The following is a 22317-nucleotide window of genomic DNA, read 5'->3' on the forward strand; positions in this document are numbered from 1 at the left end:
TTTTCTTTCAATGAACGATAAATTTAGGATATTACTGGAGATTAAAATAAGGTATTGAAATCGAATATTTGAGCCGCTATAATTAAAAAAGTGTTCAGCACAATATGCATAAAAATATTCGTGATAAATGTTGCGTTTGCTTTATGTTTTATGTATAATAGACAATGTTGGTCTTTGACTGCGATGATGTGAAAGGTTGCTGACACACCCGGCCGCTTTGCCATGGCGAGTGTGTGGGAAATTTTCACTGAGAATGTCTATTTCGAAAATAGGCGAATAAAGGAGGGAAAATAATGGCAAAACAAAAAATTCGTATCCGTTTAAAAGCATATGATCACAGAATCCTTGATCAATCTGCAGAGAAAATCGTAGAAACAGCAAAGCGTTCTGGTGCGGCAGTTTCAGGTCCGATCCCGCTTCCAACTGAAAAATCTGTTTACACAATTCTTCGTGCGGTCCATAAGTACAAAGATTCTCGTGAGCAATTTGAAATGCGGACACATAAGCGTCTAATCGACATCGTTAACCCAACTCCACAAACAGTTGATGCGTTAATGCGTTTAGATTTACCATCTGGTGTAGATATCGAAATTAAACTTTAATCAAAATAAACAAACAAAATCACAGGAGGTGTGACTTAAATGACCAAAGGAATCTTAGGAAGAAAGATTGGTATGACTCAAGTATTTGCTGAAAATGGCATCTTAATCCCTGTAACAGTAGTTGAAGCAGCTCCAAACGTTGTTCTTCAAAAGAAATCAGTTGATAGTGACGGATATGTTGCCGTTCAAGTTGGTTTTGAAGACAAACGTGAAAAGTTGTCAAACAAACCTGAAAAGGGTCACGTTGCGAAAGCAAACACTGCTCCTAAGCGCTTCGTTCGCGAATTCCGCGGAGATGACTTAGCTGCACTTGAAGTTGGTCAAGAAGTCAAAGTTGATATTTTCGCTGCAGGCGATATCGTAGATGTAACAGGAATCTCAAAGGGTAAAGGTTTCCAAGGTGTAATTAAGCGCCACGGACAATCACGCGGCCCAATGGCTCACGGTTCACGTTATCATCGTCGCCCTGGTTCAATGGGACCTGTTGCTCCAAACCGTGTTTTCAAAGGTAAATTATTACCAGGACGTATGGGCGGAGAGCAAATAACAGTTCAAAACCTTGAAATCGTTAAGGTTGACACTGAGCGCAACTTACTTTTAATCAAAGGTAACGTCCCAGGACCTAAAAAAGCATTACTAAAAATCAAAGGTGCGGTTAAAGCATAATCACTTTGTAAGAAAGGAGGAACAAAGGAATGCCTAAAGTAGCATTATTAAACCAAAACGGTTCACAAGTTGGTGACATCGAACTTAATGAAACAGTTTTTGGTATTGAGCCTAATGAGCACGTATTATTCGAAGCAATTATCATGCAAAGAGCTTCTCTACGTCAAGGTACTCATAAAACAAAAATTCGTTCTGAAGTACGCGGCGGTGGTCGTAAACCATGGCGTCAAAAAGGAACTGGCCGTGCACGTCAAGGGTCAATTCGTTCTCCACAATGGCGCGGAGGTGGTACAGTTTTCGGACCTACACCACGCAGCTACAGCTATAAATTACCGAAAAAAGTCCGTCGCTTAGCGATTAAATCAGCACTTTCATCTAAAGTATTAGAAGAGAATATTTTGGTACTTGAAAGCTTAAGCTTTGAAGCTCCAAAAACAAAAGAATTCAAATCAGTATTGGGTGGCCTATCTGTTGAGAAAAAGGCACTAATCGTTACTGCTGACCTTGATGAAAACGTAGCATTATCTGCACGTAATATTCCTGGTGTAACAGTTGTAACAGCTGATGGAATCAACGTATTAGACGTTGTCAATCATGATAAATTAATCATGACTAAAGCAGCGGTTGAAAAAGTAGAGGAGGTGCTTGCATAATGGATGCACGCGATATCATTAAGCGCCCCGTTATCACTGAACGTTCTACTGACCTAATGGCTGAAAAGAAATATACGTTCGAAGTGGATGTTAGAGCTAATAAAACTCAAGTCAAAGATGCTGTAAAAGAAATCTTCGGCGTTGAAGTTGAAAAAGTTAACATCATGAACTATAAAGGTAAATTCAAGCGTATGGGTAAATTCGGTGGATATACGAACAAACGCCGTAAAGCAATTGTAAAATTAACTGCTGACAGCAAAGAAATCGAATTCTTTGAAGCATAAGAACCTATCAAGAAGAGGAGGGAAATAAAATGGCGATTAAGAAGTATAAACCTACCTCGAACGGTCGACGTGGAATGACAGTTTTAAGTTTCGAAGAAATTACAACTAGCACTCCAGAAAAATCTCTATTAGCTCCTGTTAATAGAAAAGGCGGCCGTAACAATCAAGGTAAGATTACAGTTCGTCATCAAGGTGGCGGCCATAAGCGTCAATATCGTTTAATCGACTTTAAACGTAACAAAGATGGCATTCCAGGACGCGTTGCCACTATCGAGTACGATCCAAATCGTTCTGCAAATATTGCATTAATAAATTATGTTGATGGAGAAAAGCGTTATATCCTAGCTCCAAAAAACCTACAAGTAGGTATGGAAGTAATGTCAGGTCCAGAAGCTGATATTAAAGTAGGTAACGCACTTCCACTAGCAAACATCCCAGTTGGTACTGTGGTACACAACATCGAGTTAAAACCAGGAAAAGGCGGCCAGTTAGTTCGTTCTGCTGGAACAAGCGCACAAGTACTTGGTAAAGAAGGAAAATACGTATTAGTACGTTTAACTTCAGGTGAAGTTCGTATGATTCTTGCTGAGTGCCGTGCGTCAGTTGGTCAAGTAGGTAACGAACAACACGAACTTGTTAACATTGGTAAAGCAGGTCGTTCTCGCTGGTTAGGCAAACGCCCAACAGTCCGCGGATCTGTTATGAACCCTAACGATCACCCACACGGTGGTGGTGAAGGACGTTCACCAATCGGACGTAAATCACCAATGTCTCCATGGGGCAAACCGACTCTTGGATTCAAAACACGTAAGAAGAAAAACAAATCAGATAAATTTATTGTACGTCGACGTAAAAAATAACGGGGCTTACCTACGGTTCAAAGAAAGAACCGTAGCACAGTCACGAAGGGAGGTTCCTTCATGGGTCGCAGCTTAAAAAAAGGACCATTTGTTGATGATCATTTAATGGTTAAGGTCGAAAAGTTAAATGAAACTGAAAGTAAACAAGTTGTTAAAACTTGGTCTCGCCGTTCTACGATCTTCCCACAATTTATCGGCCACACAATCGCTGTTTATGATGGTCGCAAACATGTGCCTGTATATGTTACTGAAGACATGGTAGGACACAAGCTTGGAGAATTTGCTCCAACTCGTGCTTACAAAGGGCATGGCAATGATGACAAGAAAACAAGACGTTAAGAGAGGAGGGCATCCATATGCAAGCTAAAGCTGTTGCAAGAACAGTTCGTATTGCTCCTCGTAAAGCACGTTTAGTCGTTGATTTAATCCGAGGAAAGCAAGTTGGTGAAGCGGTGGCGATTTTAAATCTCACTCCTAAGGCTGCTTCTCCAATCGTAGAAAAAGTATTAAAATCGGCTATGGCAAACGCTGAGCACAACTATGAAATGGACGTTAACAATCTAGTTGTAGCACAAGCATTCGTTGATGAAGGACCAACCTTAAAACGTTTCCGTCCTCGCGCAATGGGCCGTGCAAGCCAAATTAACAAACGCACAAGCCACATCACAATCGTTTTATCAGAAAAGAAGGAGGGATAAGCTGTGGGTCAAAAAGTAAATCCAGTCGGTTTGCGTATCGGAATCATCCGTGATTGGGAATCTAAGTGGTACGCAGGCAAAGACTTTGCTGATCTTTTACACGAAGACCTTAAAATTCGTGAGTATATCACGAAACGTCTAAAAGATGCTTCTGTTTCTAAAGTAGAAATCGAACGTGCTGCTAACCGAGTGAATGTAACAGTTCATACAGCTAAGCCTGGTATGGTTATCGGTAAAGGCGGTACGGAAGTTGAAGCTCTTCGTAAAGCATTAAATCAACTTACTGGCAAGCGAGTACACATCAACATCCTTGAAATCAAGAGAGCTGACGTTGATGCGAAACTAGTTGCTGAAAATATTGCTCGTCAATTAGAAAACCGTGTATCATTCCGTCGTGCACAAAAGCAAGCGATCCAACGTGCTATGCGTGCTGGTGCGAAAGGTATTAAAACACAAGTATCAGGCCGTCTTGGCGGTGCAGATATCGCTCGTGCAGAACACTATAGCGAAGGAACAGTTCCACTTCATACTCTTCGCGCTGATATCGACTATGCTACAGCTGAAGCTGATACAACGTATGGTAAGCTTGGCGTAAAAGTATGGATCTATAAGGGAGAAGTCCTTCCTACTAAGAAGAAAAATGCGGAAGGAGGCAAATAATCATGTTATTGCCAAAACGCGTAAAATATCGCCGTCAACACCGTGGTAAAATGCGTGGTAACGCAAAAGGCGGCACTGAAGTAACTTTCGGTGAATACGGCTTACAAGCAACGGAAGCTTCTTGGATTACAAACCGTCAAATTGAAGCAGCCCGTATTGCGATGACACGTTACATGAAACGTGGCGGTAAAGTATGGATTAAAATCTTCCCACATAAGCCTTACACAGCAAAACCGTTAGAAGTACGGATGGGTTCCGGTAAAGGGGCACCTGAAGGCTGGGTAGCTGTTGTTAAGCCAGGAAAAATCATGTTCGAAATTGCCGGCGTTTCTGAAGAAATCGCACGTGAAGCACTTCGACTAGCTATGCACAAACTTCCTGTTAAATGTAAGTTTGTAAAACGAGAAGAAATTGGTGGTGAATCAAGTGAAAGCTAATGAACTGCGTGACCTTACCACTGCTGAAATTGAACAAAAAGTAAAATCTTTAAAAGAAGAACTTTTCAACCTTCGCTTTCAATTGGCGACAGGACAACTTGAAAACACAGCTCGTATTCGTGAAGTACGTAAATCGATTGCTCGCATGAAAACAGTTGTTCGTGAAAGAGAAATCAGCGTTAACAAGTAATCATTGAGAGGAGGTTCACGAATATGAGTGAACGTAACCAGCGCAAAGTTTACACTGGACGCGTTGTTTCTGACAAAATGGATAAAACCGTTACTGTTCTAGTAGAAACACATAAAAAGCATCCTTTATACGGTAAACGCGTGAAATACTCTAAAAAGTTTAAGGCTCATGATGAGCAAAACGAAGCAAAAATCGGCGATGTAGTACGCATCATGGAAACTCGCCCACTTTCAGCTACTAAACGCTTCCGTTTAGTCGAAGTAGTAGAAAAAGCAGTTATTATTTAATTGTTCGGATAAGCTTCATTCCGAAGGGAGGTTACACACATGATTCAACAAGAATCACGTTTAAAAGTTGCTGACAACTCTGGTGCTCGTGAAGTACTTACGATTAAAGTCCTTGGTGGTTCTGGTCGCAAAACTGCTAATATTGGTGATGTGATCGTTTGTACCGTAAAACAAGCAACACCTGGTGGCGTTGTTAAAAAAGGTGACGTTGTTAAGGCTGTTATTGTTCGTACAAAGAGCGGTGCCCGTCGTCCTGATGGTTCTTACATTCGTTTTGATGAAAACGCATGTGTTATCATCAAAGATGATAAGAGCCCACGTGGAACTCGTATCTTCGGACCAGTTGCCCGCGAACTACGCGACAACAACTTTATGAAAATCGTATCTTTAGCTCCAGAAGTATTATAATTTCAAAATCAATTGCCTTTAAGGAGGTGCGACAAGATGCATGTAAAAAAAGGTGATAAAGTCAGAGTTATGTCTGGCAAGGATAAAGGCAAAACAGGTGTGATCCTAGCAGCTTATCCTAAAGATAGCCGTGTACTAGTAGAAGGTGTAAACATCGTCAAAAAACACGCAAAACCTTCTCAAGTGAATCCACAAGGCGGAATTATCAGCTTTGAGGCTCCAATTCATGTATCAAACGTTATGCCTATCGATCCTAAATCAGGTAACCCAACTCGTGTAGGTTACAAAATGGTTGATGGGAAGAAAGTACGCGTAGCAAAATCCGGTGAAGTTTTAGATAAATAGTTTAAATTTTAGAAGGGAGGTACAATAAGTGAACCGCCTAAAAGAAAAATTTGTTAAAGAAGTGACACCTGCTCTAATGAGCAAGTTCAACTATAAATCAGTTATGCAAGTTCCAAAACTTGATAAAATCGTTATAAACATGGGTGTTGGTGACGCAGTTGCCAATGCAAAAGCACTTGACAATGCGGTTGAAGAGCTTGCAACGATTACAGGTCAAAAGCCAATCGTAACTCGTGCGAAAAAGTCTATCGCTGGCTTCCGTCTTCGTGAAGGTATGCCAATCGGTGCAAAGGTTACACTTCGCGGTGAGCGCATGTACGAATTCTTGGATAAATTAGTTTCCGTTTCTTTACCTCGTGTACGTGACTTCCGTGGTGTTTCTAAAAAAGCGTTCGATGGTCGCGGTAACTATACATTGGGTATTAAAGAACAACTAATCTTCCCTGAAATTGATTACGATAAAGTAAGCAAAGTTCGTGGTATGGATATCGTTATCGTAACGACTGCAAACACTGATGAAGAATCTCGTGAACTTTTAACTCAATTTGGAATGCCATTCCAAAAGTAATCGTTAAATAAGGGAGGCGAAAACGTGGCTAAAAAGTCAATGATTGCGAAACAACAGCGCACGCCTAAATTCAAAGTACAAGAGTATACACGCTGCGAACGTTGCGGACGTCCACACTCTGTATACCGTAAATTTAAGCTTTGCCGTATTTGTTTCCGTGAATTAGCATACAAAGGACAAATTCCTGGTGTAAAGAAAGCTAGCTGGTAAAACTAGAAGTTGGGAAGGAGGTAAAAATAATGGTCATGACAGATCCAATTGCTGATATGCTTACTCGCATTCGTAATGCGAACATGGTGCGTCACGAAAAGTTAGAAGTGCCTGCTTCTAATTTGAAAAAAGAAATTGCTGAAATCCTAAAGCGCGAAGGTTTCGTACGTGACGTCGAATTTATCGAAGACAACAAACAAGGGATCATCCGTATCTTCTTAAAGTACGGGGCAAATAACGAACGTGTTATTACTGGTCTTAAGCGCATAAGCAAGCCCGGACTTCGAGTTTACGCTAAATCAAATGAGGTACCACGCGTTCTTAACGGTCTTGGTATCGCGTTAGTATCAACATCAAATGGTGTTATTACAGATAAAGAAGCTCGTGCAAAACAAGTTGGCGGAGAAGTATTAGCTTACGTTTGGTAATCGAGTTTCTGAATGAATGGAGGTGCACTAAATGTCTCGCATAGGGAAAAAACCAATTGAAATTCCAGCAGGAGTTACAGTTACGTTAAATAACAATACTGCTACAGTTAAAGGACCTAAAGGCGAACTTACTCGTTCTTTTAGTCCTGATATCGCTATTAACGTTGAAGAGAACGTTATTACAATCACTCGTCCATCTGACGTGAAAGAACACCGCGCATTGCATGGCACAACTCGTGCGGTACTTGCAAACATGGTTGAAGGTGTTTCTAATGGCTTCACAAAGGGCTTAGAACTAATCGGGGTTGGTTACCGTGTGCAAAAACAAGGAAATAAACTTGTTTTAAACGTTGGTTACTCACATCCAGTTGAAATTGAACCTGAGGCTGGCCTTGAAGTAGAAGTACCAAGCAATACAAAAATTATTGTTAAAGGTACTGACAAAGAACGTGTTGGTGCATTAGCAGCCAATATTCGTCAAGTACGTCCACCAGAGCCTTACAAAGGTAAAGGTATTCGTTACGAAGGTGAATTCGTTCGTCGTAAAGAAGGTAAAACTGGTAAGTAATGCCGCATAGGTAAACGAAAGGAGTGACGTAAATGATTACGAAGCTTGATAAAAACGCTACTCGCCGGAAAAGACATGCCCGTGTTCGTGCGAAACTTAGCGGTACTTCAGCTCGTCCTCGCTTAAATGTGTTTCGTTCAAACCAACACATTTATGCGCAGGTAATCGATGACATGAATGGAGTAACTTTAGCAAGTGCTTCTACAATAGAAAAAGATTTTGGTCTTGAATCTACTAACAACGTTGAAGCTGCACAAAAGGTCGGAGAATTAGTCGCTAAACGTGCGGTAGAAAAAGGTATCTCTTCTGTTGTCTTTGATCGTGGAGGATACCTATACCACGGACGTGTGCAAGCATTAGCTGATGCTGCCCGCGAAAACGGCTTACAATTTTAATAGACAAAGGAGGGACACAAAAAGATGCGTCGTATTGATCCAAACAAACTTGAACTTGAAGAACGCGTAGTTACGGTTAACCGTGTTGCGAAAGTTGTTAAAGGTGGACGTCGTTTCCGTTTCACTGCTCTTGTAGTAGTTGGGGACAGAAATGGTCATGTAGGTTTCGGCACTGGTAAAGCACAAGAAGTACCAGATGCTATCCGCAAAGCCATCGAAGATGCAAAGAAAAACTTAGTCGAAGTACCAATGGTTGGAACAACAATTCCTCACCAAGTAATTGGACGCTTTGGTGCTGGTGAAATCCTTCTAAAACCTGCTTCTGAAGGTACAGGAGTTATCGCCGGCGGTCCAGTACGTGCGGTTCTTGAATTAGGCGGGGTACAAGATATCCTTTCTAAATCTCTTGGAACGAATACTCCAATTAACATGGTACGTGCTACAGTTGAAGGTTTAAAACAATTAAAACGTGCTGAAGACGTAGCAAAATTACGTGGTAAATCAGTAGAAGAACTGTTAGGATAAGGGGGGAAATCAAATGGCGAAACTTTTAATTACCCTCAACCGCAGCGTAATTGGTCGCCCTGAGGACCAACGTGAAACAGTTAAAGCGCTTGGATTACGTAAATTAAATCAAACAGTTGAGCATCAAGATAACGCTGCGATTCGCGGTATGATTAACAAAGTTGCTCACCTTGTAACAGTTAAAGAACAATAATTGATTCTTGTCTTTAATAAGGAGGTGCCAATATGAAACTTCATGAATTACAACCTGCCGAAGGTTCTCGCCAAGAACGTAAACGTTTAGGCCGTGGAATCGGATCTGGTCAAGGGAAAACAGCAGGTAAAGGTCATAAAGGTCAAAAAGCTCGTTCTGGCGGCGGTGTACGCGTTGGTTTTGAGGGTGGTCAAACACCTTTATATCGTCGTTTACCAAAACGTGGTTTTACCAACATCAGCCGTAAAGAATATGCTGTTGTCAATCTTGATGTATTAAATCGCTTCGAAGAAGGTACAGAAGTTACTCCAGAACTTCTTATCGAAACAGGTGTAGTTAGTAACGAGAAAGCAGGAATTAAGATTCTTGCTAAAGGGAACGTTGAGAAAAAGTTGACTGTAAAAGCTCATAAATTCTCCTCTGCTGCTAAGGAAGCGATCGAAGCTGCTGGTGGAACTACTGAGGTGATCTAATGTTCCAGACAATCTCCAATTTTATGCGCGTGGGTGATATAAGACGTAAGATCATATTCACCCTTTTGATGTTAGTCGTTTTCCGACTTGGTACATTTATTCCCGTACCAAACGTAAATGCTGAAGTACTTGCTAATCAGGATAAGCTAAGTGTTTTCGGTATTTTAAATACCTTTGGCGGTGGAGCATTAAAACAATTCTCCATCTTTGCAATGGGTATTATGCCGTATATCACTGCTTCGATTATCATTCAGCTTTTACAAATGGATGTTGTTCCGAAATTTACGGAATGGTCCAAACAAGGGGAGTCGGGTCGTCGTAAGATTGCTCAATTCACCAGATATTTCACTATCGTACTTGGATTTATCCAAGCGTTAGGGATGTCATATGGCTTTAATAACTTAGCCAGCGGACAATTGATTGAAAACCCTGGTATTGGTACGTATCTCTTAATTGCAGTTACATTAACTGCTGGAACAGCCTTTTTGATGTGGCTAGGCGAACAGATTACTGAAAAAGGTGTAGGTAATGGAATTTCCATTATCATCTTTGCCGGTATCGTTGCTGGTATGCCATCTGTCATCAATCAAATTTATGTTCAGCAATTTGAAAACGCAGGAGATGCTTTATTCTTACGTATTGTAACTGTTGTCTTAATCATTCTTGCGGTAATCGCAATTGTGGTTGGTGTTATTTTCATCCAACAAGCCAATCGTAAAATACCAATTCAATATGCAAAGCGTGTTGTGGCTGGACGTAATCCTGTAGGTGGTCAATCCACACACATGCCGTTGAAAGTAAATGCGGCAGGGGTTATTCCTGTTATCTTTGCCGTTTCATTCATTGTAACACCAAGGACGATTGCGTCATTTTTCCCAACAAATGATGTTACACTTTGGATCAATAAAAATTTAGATTATTCCGCGCCAATCGGAATGACTTTATATGCAATCTTAATTATCGCGTTCACTTATTTCTATGCTTTTATCCAAGTTAACCCTGAACAAGCAGCGGAAAACTTACAGAAGCAAAGCGGCTATATCCCTGGCATTCGTCCAGGAAAGAGCACGCAGGAATACTTAACCCGCGTTTTATATCGTTTAACCTTTGTTGGTGCGATTTTCCTAACGGTGATTGCTGTTCTTCCTATGTTATTTATAAAAATAGCGAATTTACCGCAATCAGCGCAAATTGGGGGAACAAGCTTGCTAATTGTGGTCGGTGTTGCACTTGATACGTATAAACAGCTTGAAGCACAATTGGTTAAACGTCACTATAAAGGATTTATTAAGTAGCTCAAGGTTTTTGGGGCCCCATGGACCCCAAAACCTAAATTAAGCACGAGGGGGAACACGTGTGAATTTAGTATTAATGGGGCTTCCAGGTGCTGGTAAAGGTACTCAGGCTGAAAGAATCGTCGAACAATACGGCATCCCTCATATCTCTACTGGAGATATGTTCCGTGCAGCGATGAAAGAAGGAACGGAACTAGGAATCCAAGCGAAATCATTCATGGATAAAGGCGAACTTGTTCCAGATGAGGTAACGATCGGCATTGTTCGTGAAAGATTAAGCAAAGAAGATTGCCAAAAAGGCTTTTTGTTGGATGGCTTTCCTAGAACGGTGCCTCAAGCAGAAGCATTAGAAAATTTACTTGTTGATCTAAATAAAAAGATTAACTATGTAATTAATATTAACGTTGATAAGAGTATTTTAATGGAGCGTTTGACAGGAAGACGGATTTGTAAGGAATGCGGCTCAACCTATCATTTAGTCTTTAATCCTCCTGCAAAAGAGGGAGTATGCGATCGCTGCGGCGGTGAGCTGTACCAACGGGCAGATGATAACGCTGAAACGGTTCAAAATCGTTTAGACGTCAATATCAAACAACAAGAGCCATTACTTACTTTTTATGAAACAAAAGGCTATCTTCGCACGATTGATGGTCAGCAGGATATTAGTAAAGTATTTGCTGATATCGAACAGTTGCTTGGGAGCCTAGTTTAATGGTGTTTTGCTTGCGTTCGAACAATCTGCCATTCGACTCTCGAATTTCTCCAGTAAGTTTCAAAAGTATGTGAAGGCAAATGGGCTTTTCTATGGTGCTGAGTATGCAGGACCGAGAGTTGGGCAAGAATGACATGAGGACCAAACATATTCCTCATTATGATAAAATTCCTTGCGGACAAAGTGCAGTAGTATATGTTACTATTATAAGGTTGCATAATGTCGATTGAACTTAATGACTCGCTTGCATTTTTATGAACGCTATTTTTGAAAAGAGAAGGGAGACGAGACCGATGGCCAAAGATGATGTTATTGAAATTGAAGGTAAAGTGATTGAGACTTTGCCAAACGCAATGTTTAAGGTAGAATTAGAAAATGGTCATACTGTGCTAGCTCATGTATCTGGTAAAATTCGAATGCACTTTATTCGCATTCTTCCAGGTGATAAGGTAACTGTTGAGCTTTCTCCATATGACTTAACTCGCGGAAGAATTACGTACCGCTTTAAATAATCAGCACTCCGTACTACTAAGGAGGTTAGGATAATAATGAAAGTTAGACCATCTGTTAAACCGATCTGCGAAAAGTGCAAGGTTATCCGTAGACGCGGAAAAGTTATGGTTATTTGTGAAAACCCTAAACATAAACAAAAACAAGGTTAATTTTGAAGGAGGTGCGCTAAAATATGGCACGTATTGCTGGTGTAGATATTCCACGTGAAAAGCGTGTAGTTATCTCTTTAACTTATATTTATGGTATTGGTAAAAATACAGCACAAAAAGTATTAGCAGAAGCTGGTGTTTCTGAAGATACCCGTGTGCGTGATCTAACAGAAGACGAATTAAACAAAATCCGTGACATCATCGACAAGTTAAAAGTTGAAGGTGATCTTCGCCGTGAAATTTCTCTTAACATTAAGCGTTTAATGGAAATCGGCTGCTACCGCGGATTACGTCATCGTCGTGGTTTACCGGTTCGTGGACAAAATACGAAAAACAACGCTCGTACACGCAAAGGTCCTCGTAAGACTGTTGCGAACAAGAAGAAGTAATCGGCAAAGGAGGTTAATTTAAATGGCACGTAAAACTAATACACGTAAACGTCGTGTGAAAAAGAATATTGAATCAGGTATCGCACATATCCGTTCAACATTTAACAATACGATTGTAACAATCACTGATGTTCATGGTAACGCAATTTCTTGGTCAAGTGCTGGTGCGCTTGGATTTAGAGGTTCTCGTAAATCTACTCCATTCGCAGCGCAAATGGCTGCTGAAACTGCAGCTAAGACATCTATCGAACACGGTATGAAAACTTTAGAAGTGACTGTAAAAGGACCTGGTGCAGGCCGTGAAGCTGCTATCCGTGCTCTTCAAGCTGCTGGTCTTGAAGTTACAGCGATCAAAGACGTTACACCTGTTCCTCATAATGGATGCCGTCCACCAAAACGCCGTCGTGTTTAATTTTTCTGTATAGAACTTGTATCATGCGTCTATAATGGATATGATACTAATTTTTTACAACTTATACAGGAAACTTATTCCAGTTGTTGTGCACAAAACGGGAACGTATACATGGGGGAATTTCAATTAGAACGCTAGTCTAATTGAGGTTTCGACGTTTTGAAGGAGGGTTATTTGATGATCGAAATAGAAAAACCAAAAATCGAAACGATTGAGATCAACGATGATGCCAAGTACGGTAAGTTCGTCGTAGAGCCACTTGAGCGTGGATATGGTACCACTTTGGGTAACTCCTTACGTCGTATCCTATTATCTTCACTCCCAGGTGCCGCTGTTACATCGATTCAGGTCGATGGGGTACTTCATGAGTTCTCAACAATTGAAGGCGTCGTAGAGGATGTAACATCCATCATTTTAAACATTAAGAAATTAGCTTTAAAAATCTACTCTGACGAAGAGAAAACCCTTGAAATTGATGTACAGGGTGAAGGACCTGTCAAGGCGATGAATGTTACCCATGACAGTGATGTCGAGATTTTAAATCCTGACCTTCACATTGCGACATTAGCTTCCAACGGACATCTTCGCATGCGTTTGACAGCTAGACGCGGTCGTGGATATACACCAGCTGAGAACAACAAAAGAGAAGATCAGCCAATCGGTGTGATTCCAATCGATTCGATTTATACACCTGTTTCTCGCGTGTCCTATCAAGTAGAAAATACTCGTGTAGGTCAATTGTCAAATTATGATAAGCTAACGCTAGATGTTTGGACAGATGGTAGCACTGGGCCAAAAGAAGCGATTGCTCTTGGTTCGAAAATTTTGACCGAGCATTTGAATATTTTTGTTGGTTTAACTGATGAAGCTCAAAATGCTGAAATCATGATTGAAAAAGAAGAAGATCAAAAGGAAAAAGTTCTTGAAATGACAATTGAAGAACTAGATCTTTCTGTTCGTTCTTATAACTGCTTAAAGCGTGCTGGAATCAACACTGTTCAGGAATTAGCTAATAAGACTGAAGAAGATATGATGAAGGTTCGTAACTTAGGCCGCAAATCACTCGAAGAAGTGAAGGCAAAACTAGAAGAGCTTGGATTAGGCTTGCGTAAAGACGACTAGTCAAAGGCAATGCTGAATATCCGTTTTATGACTTCAACAAAGGAGGGAACCCTTCATGGCATACAGAAAGTTAGGACGCACAAGTGCACAGCGTAAAGCTATGCTACGTGATTTAACTACAGATTTAATTATCAACGAGCGCATTGAAACAACAGAAACTCGCGCGAAAGAACTTCGCTCAACTGTTGAAAAAATGATCACTTTAGGCAAACGCGGTGATTTACATGCCCGACGTCAAGCTGCTTCATATGTTCGTCACGAGGTTGCTAATGCTGAAAACGGTCAAGATGCTGTTCAAAAATTATTCGCTGATATCGCTCCACGTTACCAAGAGCGTCAAGGTGGATATACTCGAATCATGAAACTTGGACCACGCCGCGGCGATGGTGCACCAATGGTTATTATCGAGTTAGTTTAATATACCTTTTAACAGACAACAAGGGCGCTGGACAGTTTACACACAAACTTGTTCTTTGCCCTTTTTCTGTAAAAGAATTTTATATATTTGTTCGTCACAAGCCAAAACGAGTGTTATGATGAGCGTGACTCCTTTTAATGGAGCGATATGAAAGGGTTTTTACTCTTTACCGGATGGAATAACATTATTCTTTTTTGCGTCTCGTCTAGCTCTTGCACCTCCTCCCATTTCTTTATAGAAATCCCTTATTTCGCAGTTGATTACGTTGCTGCCCAGGGACGAGGTGCGGGCTTTTTTTGTTATAATGGGTATAAATTGAATTTTGAGCTGAGTTAAGATTAGCTGAGAGGAGGAATATCGATGAAAAAGTCAATTGTATCGCTAAAGGGAGTGTCTTTCCAATACGATTCACAAGAACGGTATGCCTTAAACAACGTGAGTTTCGACATTTATGATGGGGAATGGCTGGCGATTGTCGGCCACAATGGATCTGGTAAATCAACAATGGCAAAGCTTCTAAACGGCCTGCAGTTTCCGCAGCAAGGGGAAATAACCGTTGGCGGTATACAGCTAACTGAAGAGTCCATCTGGGATATTCGCAAGAGGATAGGGATGGTTTTTCAAAACCCGGACAACCAGTTTGTCGGGACAACGGTTGAGGATGATGTGGCTTTTGGTTTAGAAAACAATGGGATTCCCCGGGATGAAATGGTGCAGCGAGTTGAAGATTCATTAAGAAAGGTGAAAATGGATCAATTTCTATATCAAGAGCCCCACCATCTTTCGGGTGGACAGAAGCAGCGAGTAGCCATTGCCGGTGTACTGGCGCTAAGACCTTCAATCATTATTTTAGATGAAGCAACTTCCATGCTTGACCCAAGAGGACGGGAAGAAGTACTTGAGACGGTTAGACTATTGAAAGAAGAGAAATCCTTAACCGTTATTTCGATTACTCATGACCTTGAGGAGGCAGCAAAGGCGGACCGCATTATTGTGATGAATAAAGGGGAAGTATTCCACGAGGGAACACCTGAAGAGATTTTCTCCATGGATGAGCAATTGATTCAATTAGGACTAGATATTCCTTTTTCAGTAAAAATGAGCAAGGCATTCCGGCAAAACGGGATTGACCTATCCAAGCATTATCTATCAGAAGAAGAGTTGGTGACAGAGCTATGGACATCTCACTTCAGCAAATAGAGTACCGATATCAAGCAAATACTCCTTTTGAACGGCTTGCCATTCAAGATGTATCCATTGATATTCCAACAGGTATGTACATGGCAATCATTGGCCATACCGGCTCTGGCAAATCGACGGTTTTACAGCATCTCAACGGGCTGCTGCAGCCAACAAAAGGAACCGTTAAAATTGGCAGTCATGAAATCAAAGCCCAGCAGAAAAATAAAAACCTTAAACCAGTTCGGCAAAAGGTAGGGATTGTCTTTCAGTTCCCCGAGCATCAATTGTTTGAGGAGACGGTAGAAAAGGATATTATCTTTGGGCCAATGAACTTTGGTGTTTCCGAAACAGAGGCCAAACAGAGAGCGAGGCAGGCCTTGAAACAGGTCGGTTTAGCGGAAGAAATCTTAAAAAAGTCACCGTTTGATCTTTCAGGCGGCCAAATGCGCCGTGTCGCCATTGCCGGTGTCCTTGCAATGGAGCCTGATGTGATTGTTCTGGACGAGCCGACGGCTGGTTTGGATCCCCGAGGCCGTAAGGAAATCATGGATATGTTTTATACACTCCATAAGGTAAGAGGACTTTCAACGATACTGGTCACACACAGTATGGAAGATGCGGCCAGGTATGCGGACAAAATTGTCATAATGCAGCAAGGCAAGGTTGTGAAACAAGGGTCTCCGGAAGAAATCTTTTCATCACCGGTGGAATTGGTAGAAATGGGACTCGACGTTCCGGAAGTTGTACGTTTCCAGTTGAAGCTGGAAGAGAAAACAGGGTTGAAATTAGAAAAAATCTATCTTTCTATCGAGGAACTATCCTCTGCTGTTTCAGAGGCTGCGGAAAGGGGTGTCCGCACATGATGGAAAAAATGATTTTTGGCCGCTATGTCCCTGCAGATTCAACGGTCCATAAAATGGATCCTCGTTCGAAGTTAATCATTATTTTCTTTTTTGTTTGTATTATTTTCCTGGCGAATAATGGGATTACCTATGCACTCATCGGAATTTATACCTTTTATATGCTTGGCATGTCCCGCATCCCTGTTCGTTTTTTATACGGTGGACTAAAACCTGTTTTATGGCTTGTTTTATTTACTCTTGTCCTGCAGTTGTTTTTTACAAAGGAAGGGGCCTTACTAGTCGAATTAGGGCCGCTGAAAATTTATGAAGAGGGACTGAAGATGGGAATCTTTATCTCACTTCGATTCTTCTTTTTAATTTTGATGACGTCTTTATTAACCTTGACGACAACTCCAATTGAGATAACGGATGGACTAGAAACCTTATTAAATCCGTTAAAAAAGGTGCGGTTTCCCGTTCATGAAATGGCGCTGATGATGTCTATTTCACTAAGATTTATCCCGACGCTTATGCAGGAAACAGACAAGATTATGAAAGCGCAGATTGCCCGGGGTGTTGAATTTGCCAGCGGCCCGTTCAAGGAGCGGATAAAGGCAGTTATTCCTCTTCTGATTCCTTTGTTTGTCAGTTCTTTTAAACGGGCTGAGGAGCTCGCAATTGCGATGGAAGCGAGAGGCTACCGCGGCGGTGAGGGAAGGACGAAGTACCGGCAATTGAGCTGGAAAGCAGCAGATTCTATACAGTTGGTTGTTTTAGCTATTATAACGATTCTATTAATCTTACTACGTTCATAAATGGGGCGGGGCTGCCATGCAAAGGTATAAATGCATCATTTCTTATGATGGTTCAGGTTTCTCCGGTTATCAGGTACAGCCGAACAAACGAACCGTACAGCTTGAGCTTGAAGCTGCTTTAGCAAAAATGCATAAAGGTGAGCCTGTTAAAGTGAGCGGCTCAGGACGAACGGATGCCGGTGTTCATGCAAAAGGACAAGTCATTCACTTTGATTCTCCGCTGGCGATTCCGGTAGAGCGCTGGGAAGTCGCTTTAAATTCTTTGCTGCCTGAAGATATATCGGTTCTGTCAGTGACGAAGGTTGACGCGGCTTTCCATGCCCGTTTTGACGCGATTGGGAAGGAATACCGCTATGTCCTTCATTTATCTTCCATACATGATCCGTTTCAGCGGAAATATGCCTGCCGTTACCCATACCCCTTAAATCTGGAGTTGATGCGGGGGGCAAGTAAATATTTCCTTGGAACCCATGACTTTACTAGTTTTTGCTCAGCTAAAACGGAAGTGGTGGATAAAGTTCGGACGATTGAGACGATTGATTTTCATTTGGAGGGCGATCTCCTTACGCTTCGCTTTGTGGGAAACGGGTTTTTATATAATATGGTGCGAATCCTTGTAGGAACGCTATTAGCAGTCGGCTCAGGAGAAGTAAAGCCCGAAGAAATCCCTGTAATTTTGAAAAAAAAAGATCGCCGTTTTGCCGGGAAAACAGCTCCAGCCCAGGGTTTGTATCTTTGGGAAGTTTTTTATTAAAACAACCCCACCTGGTGTAACATTTTCTTGACAATTAGATGGTGAGTATTTATTATATTATATGTGTGTGTTTTTAATCCCACGATAAAGCCCCGGAAAGTCTTCATCGTGATTGAAAATATATGAATTGAAACTTAAGCGCACAAATGGCTTTGCTCGTGATTCCCGGAACAGAATCATTGGTCACTGCTTAGAACCGTGCGAACAATAATCTTTAATGGATATAATTAGGAGGGAAACTCATGCGTACAACGTTTATGGCAAATGCCAACAATATCGAGCGTAAATGGTACGTGATTGATGCTGAGGGCAAAACTCTTGGACGTCTTGCTTCTGAAGTAGCTTCAATCTTACGTGGTAAAAACAAACCAACTTTTACACCACATGTTGACACTGGTGATCATGTAATCATTCTTAACGCATCTAAAGTAGAACTAACTGGTAATAAATTAAATGACAAAATTTACTACCGTCACACAATGCACCCAGGTGGTTTAAAGCAAAGAACTGCTCTTGAAATGCGTACTAACTATGCTGAGAAAATGATCGAGCTTGCTGTTAAAGGCATGCTTCCAAAGAATTCTCTTGGACGTCAAATGTACAAAAAATTACACGTATACGCTGGCGCAGAACATCCGCACCAAGCACAACAACCTGAAGTTTACGAACTTCGCGGTTAATTAAAAGGGAGGGACAAAACTATATGGCACAAGTTCAATATATCGGTACTGGTCGTCGTAAGAGCTCTGTCGCACGTGTGCGCTTAGTTCCAGGCACAGGCAAAATCGTAGTTAATGGTCGTGAAATCGAAGATTATATCCCATTTGAAGCTTTACGTGTTGTTGTAAGACAACCATTAGTAGCTACTGAAACTGTTGGCAGCTATGATGTTCTTGTAAACGTAAGCGGCGGTGGATACACTGGTCAAGCTGGCGCAATCCGCCACGGTATTGCTCGCGCATTACTTCAAGCAGACCCAGAATTCCGTCCAACATTAAAGCGCGCAGGTTTATTAACTCGTGACGCTCGTATGAAAGAACGTAAAAAATACGGACTTAAAGGCGCTCGTCGTGCACCTCAGTTCTCAAAACGTTAATCTTTGGCGTTTCGAAGGCTCTCAGGCATTTTGCTTGGGGGTCTTTTTTATACGATAAAGAGGAAACTTTTACGATGTACAATGAGAGAAACCCACCATATTAGGCGGGTTTTATTTAATGCATAGTCGCTGAAATCTCCTTCATTTTTTGAACTACCAAGGGATAAAAGTTATTTTTAGCACTAGCTGTGGAGTTGCCTCCGAAAAATCCTGTACCAGGGCATGTCTTCACATTATAATCGGGACCGTTATCTAACACTCTTTCCTTCGTTCGTAAATCCCACCAATGATGGTAAGTGATACTGTCAACTGAGGGGGTTAATCCAAATTTTATACAAAGTAAAGCAGCAACGGTAACGATCGTTTCCTTTTGGGCCTCTGTCATGACATCATGCCCAAGGTCGAAGTTGCCAACATTTTCGATGGTGATTCCGGCAGCATTTGCCTTCGGGCCAATCGTACCTTCAGGAGCGATGTCAAACGGCCTGGATACAGCTATCGTACCATCTGGAAAGGTCGTTAGATTTTGCGCAATCGTCTTCCATTTCATTTCTTTCACATGGAAATTCTCCATACTCTTCAGCATGTGAAAATGATTGGTTCCATAAAATTGCTTATAGGATGGCAACCATGTGTGATGCTCTTGGATTAAGCTGATGTTCCTCGTAAATTTCTGATTGAATAACCAATCCTGAAATTCCCCTCTGTCCATCAGTATATATTGTCCTTGCATATTCATCCTTTTGGGCGGGATCTTTAGTTTTTGTCCTAAATAGAGCTCCGGAGAGGAAAGTCCATTAACCGTTTTTATTAGCCAGGGGGATGAATGGTTTGCTGCTGAAATTTTATCAAGACTATCCCCAGACGTCACTTCATAAATAAATGGAACATACAATTTTTGACCCACAACAAGTGTGTGGGATTGTAGTCCATTTGTCAGTACCAGTTCTTCTACAGTTGTTTCGTATTGGTTGGCGATGCCTGGTAAAGTGTCCCCGGACCGGACTTCGTAGATATTGTCAGGGATATGTTCCTTCGAATAAACAGGAGAAACATGCACATGCAGGCAAAATACAAATAAAATAAACACTATCATAGCACTGTTTTTCATTACAAACACCTCATTATATAGTGTTAAAAACAGCTAGGAAATTATGCAGTAAAAAACCCCTTAGAATTCGTCTAAGAGGAGGTTACTCAGTCAATTTATTTCTTACCGCATAAAGGGCGGCTTGGGTCCGATCAGCCAATTCAAGTTTTGCCAAAAGGTTGGACACATGTGTTTTAACCGTTTTTTCGGTGATAAATAACGAGGCGGCAATTTCCTTGTTGCTTTTTCCCTTTGCGATTTCCTTTAACACATCTAACTCTCTTTTCGTTAATTCCTCAACCAGATTTTTCTCTTGTCTGCCTTTGTGGGATAAATTGGCCAGTAAATGTGAGGTGGCTGTTGGATGAAGTTGGTTTTCGCCATTCATGATCTTTTTAATTGATGCTACCAGTTCGTCAGGCTGGATGTCCTTTAACTGGAATCCGGATGCACCTGCTTCAAGTGCGGGGATGACATGGTCTTGGTCTGAAAAGCTGGTCAACATCATAATTTTGATTTCAGGCTGGTCTTTTTTAATGATTCTTGTGGCCAGGATTCCGTCCATTTCCGGCATAACCAAATCCATCAGGATAAGATCAGGCTGTAGTGATTTTGCCAGTTCGATGGCTTCCCTCCCATTTGCGGCTTCCCCAATAATATCAAAACCTTGTTGTGTCCGAAGAAAAAAGACGAGGCCTCTTCTGACAACGTGATGATCGTCTGCAATTAAGATGCGTATACCCATTGAATTTTCCCCCTAGAACGGAATGTGGATCTGTATTTCTGTTCCGCTTCCCGGTTTACTTTTTAACTGAAATTGCCCATTTAACGCTTCTGTTCTTGTTTTCATACTTTTTAAACCCAGAGAGGGGATGTCAAGATTTTCATCATAATGGAAGCCACAGCCCGTATCCCTAATGGTCATGGTAACTCCATCTTTGGAGGTTTGAAAAAATAAATGTGCTGCTGTGGTTTGTGAATGCTTCTTACAATTGGCCAGCGCCTCTTGCCCGATGCGCCACAAAGTTTCCTCGGCCCTTCCGGGTATACTGGCAGCTCCGGTCACCGTTGTCTCAATCGACAAGCCGAGCATATCAGCATAACTTCTTAAGGCACTTACCAAGCCGTTTTCGAGTCCCAGCGGCCGCAGCTGCCAGATTAAGGCTCTCATTTCCCCAAGCGCCTCTTGGGCTAAATCTTGAATATAACTAAACGTTTGTTTGACTTCATCGGTTTGTGTCATTTCAACACCGGCCCTTGCGGTGAGGCTTAGTGAAAATAACAGTTGATTGACGGAGTCGTGAAGATCGCGCGCAAGCCGATTTCGCTCGGCAACGAGCGCTGTCTCTTGTTCCCGCTGCGTTAGTTTTATTCGTTTCAAGGCTGTTCCAATTTGATAGGCCACTGCTTCGAGTAAAGCAAGTTCATTTTTCTCAAAATGAGTTTTGTTGGGCGAGCCTACGTTTAAGATTCCGAAGCGTTCCTGCCCGGCTCTTAGCGGGACGGTCGCATGATGGGTTAAGCCGCACGTTTCCCCGGCTCTCTCATCAATGGCATCTTCAATTCGTTTGCATTCCATAATATTAGATGCTTTAGTGAGCTGCTGATTATTGTATTTATTCACGCACCAGCACTTACCTTCACACATCCTTTGTTTATCGTTGTATGCCAAAGCAGGAGGCAGGGCTACATCGGCTGCGAGCTGCTGCTTGCCATTTTCGTCGATGAAAAAAATCCAGCCTATTTGCAGTCCCGTTACGTGGAGCAGCTTTTTCAACACACCATTTAAAACGGCATTGGTATCCGTTCCTTCATTTAAAAGCTCAGCAATTTCCTTTAAAATTCCGATTTCTTCATACCTAGCCTCTACAGACACTCCGATCGTTCCTCCTCGTTAAGCTCTTCCTTTTATTATATCTTATTTACAATATTCGGACTTCTGTAATTGAGCTGATTCGCCAATTTCCTTTACAACCGGATGATAAAGACTCTCTTAAGGACAAAAGTCGATAATAAGGAGAGAGAAATGTCCTTAATAAGGGCTCTTAAAGACAAAATGGTATAAGAAAACGAGAGGA

At 41.6% G+C, this 22317-nt stretch carries 38 protein-coding genes; 35 read left to right on the forward strand and 3 right to left on the reverse strand.

The window, feature by feature from the left end; translation table 11 throughout:
- Positions 1-293 precede the first annotated feature (293 nt).
- From rpsJ to rpsI, 35 genes are all read left to right on the forward strand, one after another.
- Positions 294-602 (forward strand): 30S ribosomal protein S10, encoded by a 309-nt coding sequence (rpsJ, locus tag FAY30_RS00630; RefSeq protein ID WP_007085291.1) that lies wholly within the window; start codon positions 294-296, stop codon positions 600-602.
- A 39-nt stretch (positions 603-641) separates the two neighbouring features.
- Positions 642-1268 carry a 50S ribosomal protein L3 gene (gene rplC / locus FAY30_RS00635; RefSeq protein WP_149868108.1) on the forward strand — a complete coding sequence of 209 codons (627 nt, stop codon included), beginning with the start codon at positions 642-644 and terminating at the stop codon, positions 1266-1268.
- 29 nt (positions 1269-1297) lie between these two features.
- Entirely contained in the window at positions 1298-1921 is a 624-nt protein-coding gene (gene rplD / locus FAY30_RS00640) for a 50S ribosomal protein L4 (protein WP_149868109.1), read from the forward strand.
- Positions 1918-2205 (forward strand): 50S ribosomal protein L23, encoded by a 288-nt coding sequence (gene rplW / locus FAY30_RS00645; RefSeq protein ID WP_179301675.1) that lies wholly within the window; start codon positions 1918-1920, stop codon positions 2203-2205. The genes rplD and rplW overlap by 4 nt, the downstream gene beginning before the upstream one ends.
- Before the next feature lie 29 nt (positions 2206-2234).
- Positions 2235-3065: a 50S ribosomal protein L2 gene (gene rplB, locus FAY30_RS00650; RefSeq protein WP_149868110.1), complete on the forward strand. Its 831-nt coding sequence runs from the start codon at positions 2235-2237 to the stop codon at positions 3063-3065.
- Between the two features lie 60 nt (positions 3066-3125).
- On the forward strand, positions 3126-3404 hold the full coding sequence (rpsS, locus tag FAY30_RS00655; RefSeq protein WP_040203241.1) for a 30S ribosomal protein S19: 279 nt from the start codon (positions 3126-3128) through the stop codon (positions 3402-3404).
- A 17-nt stretch (positions 3405-3421) separates the two neighbouring features.
- Positions 3422-3763 carry a 50S ribosomal protein L22 gene (gene rplV / locus FAY30_RS00660; protein ID WP_042453964.1) on the forward strand — a complete coding sequence of 114 codons (342 nt, stop codon included), beginning with the start codon at positions 3422-3424 and terminating at the stop codon, positions 3761-3763.
- A 3-nt stretch (positions 3764-3766) separates the two neighbouring features.
- Complete coding sequence (gene rpsC, locus FAY30_RS00665) at positions 3767-4423, forward strand: 30S ribosomal protein S3 (protein WP_149868111.1); 657 nt, start codon at positions 3767-3769, stop codon at positions 4421-4423.
- Positions 4424-4425: 2 nt separating this feature from the next.
- On the forward strand, positions 4426-4860 hold the full coding sequence (rplP, locus tag FAY30_RS00670; protein ID WP_007085283.1) for a 50S ribosomal protein L16: 435 nt from the start codon (positions 4426-4428) through the stop codon (positions 4858-4860).
- Positions 4850-5050 carry a 50S ribosomal protein L29 gene (gene rpmC, locus FAY30_RS00675; RefSeq protein ID WP_040203247.1) on the forward strand — a complete coding sequence of 67 codons (201 nt, stop codon included), beginning with the start codon at positions 4850-4852 and terminating at the stop codon, positions 5048-5050. Before rplP ends, rpmC begins: the two co-directional genes overlap by 11 nt.
- A gap of 23 nt (positions 5051-5073) precedes the next feature.
- On the forward strand, positions 5074-5337 hold the full coding sequence (gene rpsQ, locus FAY30_RS00680; RefSeq protein WP_007085281.1) for a 30S ribosomal protein S17: 264 nt from the start codon (positions 5074-5076) through the stop codon (positions 5335-5337).
- 39 nt (positions 5338-5376) lie between these two features.
- Positions 5377-5745 carry a 50S ribosomal protein L14 gene (gene rplN / locus FAY30_RS00685; RefSeq protein ID WP_149868112.1) on the forward strand — a complete coding sequence of 123 codons (369 nt, stop codon included), beginning with the start codon at positions 5377-5379 and terminating at the stop codon, positions 5743-5745.
- Between the two features lie 36 nt (positions 5746-5781).
- A complete protein-coding gene (gene rplX, locus FAY30_RS00690) occupies positions 5782-6090 on the forward strand; it encodes a 50S ribosomal protein L24 (protein WP_149868113.1) in 309 nt (102 codons plus the stop codon).
- Between the two features lie 28 nt (positions 6091-6118).
- Positions 6119-6658 carry a 50S ribosomal protein L5 gene (rplE, locus tag FAY30_RS00695; RefSeq protein WP_149868114.1) on the forward strand — a complete coding sequence of 180 codons (540 nt, stop codon included), beginning with the start codon at positions 6119-6121 and terminating at the stop codon, positions 6656-6658.
- 24 nt (positions 6659-6682) lie between these two features.
- Positions 6683-6868 (forward strand): 30S ribosomal protein S14, encoded by a 186-nt coding sequence (rpsN, locus tag FAY30_RS00700; RefSeq protein WP_007085277.1) that lies wholly within the window; start codon positions 6683-6685, stop codon positions 6866-6868.
- 29 nt (positions 6869-6897) lie between these two features.
- Entirely contained in the window at positions 6898-7296 is a 399-nt protein-coding gene (gene rpsH / locus FAY30_RS00705) for a 30S ribosomal protein S8 (protein WP_149868115.1), read from the forward strand.
- A gap of 31 nt (positions 7297-7327) precedes the next feature.
- Positions 7328-7864 (forward strand): 50S ribosomal protein L6, encoded by a 537-nt coding sequence (gene rplF, locus FAY30_RS00710; protein ID WP_149868116.1) that lies wholly within the window; start codon positions 7328-7330, stop codon positions 7862-7864.
- Positions 7865-7896: 32 nt separating this feature from the next.
- Positions 7897-8259, forward strand: coding sequence for a 50S ribosomal protein L18 (gene rplR / locus FAY30_RS00715; RefSeq protein WP_149868117.1), 363 nt, complete (start codon positions 7897-7899; stop codon positions 8257-8259).
- Positions 8260-8283: 24 nt separating this feature from the next.
- Complete coding sequence (gene rpsE / locus FAY30_RS00720; RefSeq protein ID WP_149868118.1) at positions 8284-8784, forward strand: 30S ribosomal protein S5; 501 nt, start codon at positions 8284-8286, stop codon at positions 8782-8784.
- A 13-nt stretch (positions 8785-8797) separates the two neighbouring features.
- Positions 8798-8977 (forward strand): 50S ribosomal protein L30, encoded by a 180-nt coding sequence (gene rpmD / locus FAY30_RS00725; protein WP_098533198.1) that lies wholly within the window; start codon positions 8798-8800, stop codon positions 8975-8977.
- Between the two features lie 32 nt (positions 8978-9009).
- Entirely contained in the window at positions 9010-9450 is a 441-nt protein-coding gene (gene rplO, locus FAY30_RS00730; protein WP_149868119.1) for a 50S ribosomal protein L15, read from the forward strand.
- Entirely contained in the window at positions 9450-10745 is a 1296-nt protein-coding gene (gene secY, locus FAY30_RS00735) for a preprotein translocase subunit SecY (RefSeq protein WP_149868120.1), read from the forward strand. The genes rplO and secY overlap by 1 nt, the downstream gene beginning before the upstream one ends.
- Positions 10746-10806: 61 nt before the next feature.
- A complete protein-coding gene (locus FAY30_RS00740; protein WP_149868121.1) occupies positions 10807-11457 on the forward strand; it encodes an adenylate kinase in 651 nt (216 codons plus the stop codon).
- A gap of 293 nt (positions 11458-11750) precedes the next feature.
- A complete protein-coding gene (infA, locus tag FAY30_RS00745) occupies positions 11751-11969 on the forward strand; it encodes a translation initiation factor IF-1 (protein WP_007085268.1) in 219 nt (72 codons plus the stop codon).
- 36 nt (positions 11970-12005) lie between these two features.
- A complete protein-coding gene (rpmJ, locus tag FAY30_RS00750; RefSeq protein ID WP_000868344.1) occupies positions 12006-12119 on the forward strand; it encodes a 50S ribosomal protein L36 in 114 nt (37 codons plus the stop codon).
- A 23-nt stretch (positions 12120-12142) separates the two neighbouring features.
- Positions 12143-12508: a 30S ribosomal protein S13 gene (gene rpsM / locus FAY30_RS00755; protein WP_026565543.1), complete on the forward strand. Its 366-nt coding sequence runs from the start codon at positions 12143-12145 to the stop codon at positions 12506-12508.
- A gap of 22 nt (positions 12509-12530) precedes the next feature.
- Complete coding sequence (gene rpsK / locus FAY30_RS00760) at positions 12531-12920, forward strand: 30S ribosomal protein S11 (protein ID WP_024027886.1); 390 nt, start codon at positions 12531-12533, stop codon at positions 12918-12920.
- A gap of 177 nt (positions 12921-13097) precedes the next feature.
- Positions 13098-14042 (forward strand): DNA-directed RNA polymerase subunit alpha, encoded by a 945-nt coding sequence (locus FAY30_RS00765; protein ID WP_149868122.1) that lies wholly within the window; start codon positions 13098-13100, stop codon positions 14040-14042.
- A gap of 55 nt (positions 14043-14097) precedes the next feature.
- Complete coding sequence (gene rplQ, locus FAY30_RS00770) at positions 14098-14460, forward strand: 50S ribosomal protein L17 (RefSeq protein ID WP_149868123.1); 363 nt, start codon at positions 14098-14100, stop codon at positions 14458-14460.
- 360 nt (positions 14461-14820) lie between these two features.
- Positions 14821-15660 carry an energy-coupling factor ABC transporter ATP-binding protein gene (locus FAY30_RS00775; protein WP_149868124.1) on the forward strand — a complete coding sequence of 280 codons (840 nt, stop codon included), beginning with the start codon at positions 14821-14823 and terminating at the stop codon, positions 15658-15660.
- Positions 15636-16505 carry an energy-coupling factor ABC transporter ATP-binding protein gene (locus FAY30_RS00780; protein WP_149868125.1) on the forward strand — a complete coding sequence of 290 codons (870 nt, stop codon included), beginning with the start codon at positions 15636-15638 and terminating at the stop codon, positions 16503-16505. Before FAY30_RS00775 ends, FAY30_RS00780 begins: the two co-directional genes overlap by 25 nt.
- The gene (locus FAY30_RS00785) at positions 16502-17299 is read left to right on the forward strand and encodes an energy-coupling factor transporter transmembrane component T family protein (RefSeq protein ID WP_149868126.1); all 798 of its coding nucleotides are present in this window, start codon (positions 16502-16504) and stop codon (positions 17297-17299) included. Before FAY30_RS00780 ends, FAY30_RS00785 begins: the two co-directional genes overlap by 4 nt.
- Before the next feature lie 16 nt (positions 17300-17315).
- Positions 17316-18053: a tRNA pseudouridine(38-40) synthase TruA gene (gene truA, locus FAY30_RS00790; RefSeq protein WP_149868127.1), complete on the forward strand. Its 738-nt coding sequence runs from the start codon at positions 17316-17318 to the stop codon at positions 18051-18053.
- A 242-nt stretch (positions 18054-18295) separates the two neighbouring features.
- Positions 18296-18733 carry a 50S ribosomal protein L13 gene (gene rplM / locus FAY30_RS00795; RefSeq protein WP_149868128.1) on the forward strand — a complete coding sequence of 146 codons (438 nt, stop codon included), beginning with the start codon at positions 18296-18298 and terminating at the stop codon, positions 18731-18733.
- A gap of 23 nt (positions 18734-18756) precedes the next feature.
- Entirely contained in the window at positions 18757-19149 is a 393-nt protein-coding gene (rpsI, locus tag FAY30_RS00800) for a 30S ribosomal protein S9 (protein ID WP_098533175.1), read from the forward strand.
- 115 nt (positions 19150-19264) lie between these two features.
- Here rpsI and FAY30_RS00805 read toward each other — a convergent pair whose 3' ends face one another.
- The 3 genes from FAY30_RS00805 to FAY30_RS00815 all read right to left on the reverse strand — a co-directional run bounded on the left by FAY30_RS00805 (position 19265) and on the right by FAY30_RS00815 (position 22115).
- Positions 19265-20260 (reverse strand): LysM peptidoglycan-binding domain-containing protein, encoded by a 996-nt coding sequence (locus FAY30_RS00805; RefSeq protein WP_223820857.1) that lies wholly within the window; start codon positions 20258-20260, stop codon positions 19265-19267.
- Positions 20261-20342: 82 nt separating this feature from the next.
- Positions 20343-20984: a response regulator gene (locus FAY30_RS00810; RefSeq protein WP_149868129.1), complete on the reverse strand. Its 642-nt coding sequence runs from the start codon at positions 20982-20984 to the stop codon at positions 20343-20345.
- A gap of 12 nt (positions 20985-20996) precedes the next feature.
- On the reverse strand, positions 20997-22115 hold the full coding sequence (locus FAY30_RS00815) for a GAF domain-containing sensor histidine kinase (RefSeq protein ID WP_149868130.1): 1119 nt from the start codon (positions 22113-22115) through the stop codon (positions 20997-20999).
- Positions 22116-22317: the final 202 nt, after the last annotated feature.

It is taken from the genome of Bacillus sp. S3 (assembly GCF_005154805.1).
Taxonomy (GTDB): Bacteria; Bacillota; Bacilli; order Bacillales; family Cytobacillaceae; genus Neobacillus.

What these genes read in the sequence shown, in the direction of transcription:
- rpsJ (WP_007085291.1), top strand. Translation starts at nt 294, where the DNA reads ATGGCAAAACAAAAAATTCGTATCCGTTTAAAAGCATATGATCACAGA.
- rplC (WP_149868108.1), top strand. Translation starts at nt 642, where the DNA reads ATGACCAAAGGAATCTTAGGAAGAAAGATTGGTATGACTCAAGTATTT.
- rplD (WP_149868109.1), top strand. Translation starts at nt 1,298, where the DNA reads ATGCCTAAAGTAGCATTATTAAACCAAAACGGTTCACAAGTTGGTGAC.
- rplB (WP_149868110.1), top strand. Translation starts at nt 2,235, where the DNA reads ATGGCGATTAAGAAGTATAAACCTACCTCGAACGGTCGACGTGGAATG.
- rpsS (WP_040203241.1), top strand. Translation starts at nt 3,126, where the DNA reads ATGGGTCGCAGCTTAAAAAAAGGACCATTTGTTGATGATCATTTAATG.
- rplV (WP_042453964.1), top strand. Translation starts at nt 3,422, where the DNA reads ATGCAAGCTAAAGCTGTTGCAAGAACAGTTCGTATTGCTCCTCGTAAA.
- rplP (WP_007085283.1), top strand. Translation starts at nt 4,426, where the DNA reads ATGTTATTGCCAAAACGCGTAAAATATCGCCGTCAACACCGTGGTAAA.
- rpsQ (WP_007085281.1), top strand. Translation starts at nt 5,074, where the DNA reads ATGAGTGAACGTAACCAGCGCAAAGTTTACACTGGACGCGTTGTTTCT.
- rplN (WP_149868112.1), top strand. Translation starts at nt 5,377, where the DNA reads ATGATTCAACAAGAATCACGTTTAAAAGTTGCTGACAACTCTGGTGCT.
- rplX (WP_149868113.1), top strand. Translation starts at nt 5,782, where the DNA reads ATGCATGTAAAAAAAGGTGATAAAGTCAGAGTTATGTCTGGCAAGGAT.
- rpsH (WP_149868115.1), top strand. Translation starts at nt 6,898, where the DNA reads ATGGTCATGACAGATCCAATTGCTGATATGCTTACTCGCATTCGTAAT.
- rplF (WP_149868116.1), top strand. Translation starts at nt 7,328, where the DNA reads ATGTCTCGCATAGGGAAAAAACCAATTGAAATTCCAGCAGGAGTTACA.
- rplR (WP_149868117.1), top strand. Translation starts at nt 7,897, where the DNA reads ATGATTACGAAGCTTGATAAAAACGCTACTCGCCGGAAAAGACATGCC.
- rpsE (WP_149868118.1), top strand. Translation starts at nt 8,284, where the DNA reads ATGCGTCGTATTGATCCAAACAAACTTGAACTTGAAGAACGCGTAGTT.
- rpmD (WP_098533198.1), top strand. Translation starts at nt 8,798, where the DNA reads ATGGCGAAACTTTTAATTACCCTCAACCGCAGCGTAATTGGTCGCCCT.
- rplO (WP_149868119.1), top strand. Translation starts at nt 9,010, where the DNA reads ATGAAACTTCATGAATTACAACCTGCCGAAGGTTCTCGCCAAGAACGT.
- secY (WP_149868120.1), top strand. Translation starts at nt 9,450, where the DNA reads ATGTTCCAGACAATCTCCAATTTTATGCGCGTGGGTGATATAAGACGT.
- infA (WP_007085268.1), top strand. Translation starts at nt 11,751, where the DNA reads ATGGCCAAAGATGATGTTATTGAAATTGAAGGTAAAGTGATTGAGACT.
- rpmJ (WP_000868344.1), top strand. Translation starts at nt 12,006, where the DNA reads ATGAAAGTTAGACCATCTGTTAAACCGATCTGCGAAAAGTGCAAGGTT.
- rpsM (WP_026565543.1), top strand. Translation starts at nt 12,143, where the DNA reads ATGGCACGTATTGCTGGTGTAGATATTCCACGTGAAAAGCGTGTAGTT.
- rpsK (WP_024027886.1), top strand. Translation starts at nt 12,531, where the DNA reads ATGGCACGTAAAACTAATACACGTAAACGTCGTGTGAAAAAGAATATT.
- FAY30_RS00765 (WP_149868122.1), top strand. Translation starts at nt 13,098, where the DNA reads ATGATCGAAATAGAAAAACCAAAAATCGAAACGATTGAGATCAACGAT.
- rplQ (WP_149868123.1), top strand. Translation starts at nt 14,098, where the DNA reads ATGGCATACAGAAAGTTAGGACGCACAAGTGCACAGCGTAAAGCTATG.
- FAY30_RS00775 (WP_149868124.1), top strand. Translation starts at nt 14,821, where the DNA reads ATGAAAAAGTCAATTGTATCGCTAAAGGGAGTGTCTTTCCAATACGAT.
- FAY30_RS00780 (WP_149868125.1), top strand. Translation starts at nt 15,636, where the DNA reads ATGGACATCTCACTTCAGCAAATAGAGTACCGATATCAAGCAAATACT.
- FAY30_RS00785 (WP_149868126.1), top strand. Translation starts at nt 16,502, where the DNA reads ATGATGGAAAAAATGATTTTTGGCCGCTATGTCCCTGCAGATTCAACG.
- truA (WP_149868127.1), top strand. Translation starts at nt 17,316, where the DNA reads ATGCAAAGGTATAAATGCATCATTTCTTATGATGGTTCAGGTTTCTCC.
- rplM (WP_149868128.1), top strand. Translation starts at nt 18,296, where the DNA reads ATGCGTACAACGTTTATGGCAAATGCCAACAATATCGAGCGTAAATGG.
- rpsI (WP_098533175.1), top strand. Translation starts at nt 18,757, where the DNA reads ATGGCACAAGTTCAATATATCGGTACTGGTCGTCGTAAGAGCTCTGTC.
- FAY30_RS00805 (WP_223820857.1), bottom strand. Translation starts at nt 20,260, where the DNA reads ATGAAAAACAGTGCTATGATAGTGTTTATTTTATTTGTATTTTGCCTG.
- FAY30_RS00810 (WP_149868129.1), bottom strand. Translation starts at nt 20,984, where the DNA reads ATGGGTATACGCATCTTAATTGCAGACGATCATCACGTTGTCAGAAGA.